General features: G+C 73.7%; 1 pseudogene. It reads right to left on the bottom strand.

Features of this window, described 5'->3' with window-relative positions:
* A pseudogene (locus tag GTW43_RS06950) lies at positions 1-529 on the bottom strand (glycosyl transferase); the annotation flags it as partial.

Here is a 529-nt window from a genome sequence, read left to right as displayed (position 1 = left end):
GAAGGTGACGGTGTCGCTGTCCACCCGGTCGGCGTGCGGCTGCATCGCGCGGGGGATGAGGGCCAGTGCCCGACCGGGCGGACCGGAGAAGGCGTCCACGTCCGTGGTCGTGGCCCCGCAGGTGCCCAGCCAGCGCGCGAAGCGCTCGCGGTAGGCGTCCGCGCCGGGCAACGCCCGCAGATGGACGGCGACTTCCTCCTCGTACCCGTCCCAGCCGACGAAGGTCGGGGACAGCTGGACGAGCGGGCGGCCCTGCGCCTCCGCGAGCGCCCTGCCCGCGTACGCGCCGATGTCGTAGAGGTACAGGTCGGCCGGGTCCTCGTCGTAGACCTCGTGCAGGCGGGGGAGGGCCCGCATCGCGTCGTCGAGGAAGAGGCCCGCGGCCTCGATGGGGTCCTCGGGCCAGTTGTTGTCCGCGACCGGCAGGGCCGAGGAGTACGGGACCAGCTCCGCACCGGCGGACGTGATCTGCTCGGCGACGAACGGGTCGTTGGCGTACGTGACCCGGTGGCCGCGGGCCACGAGCTCG

It is taken from the genome of Streptomyces sp. SID5785, assembly GCF_009870065.1.
Lineage (GTDB): Bacteria > Actinomycetota > Actinomycetes > Streptomycetales > Streptomycetaceae > Streptomyces.
This window is presented reverse-complemented; position numbering and strand designations above follow the sequence as displayed.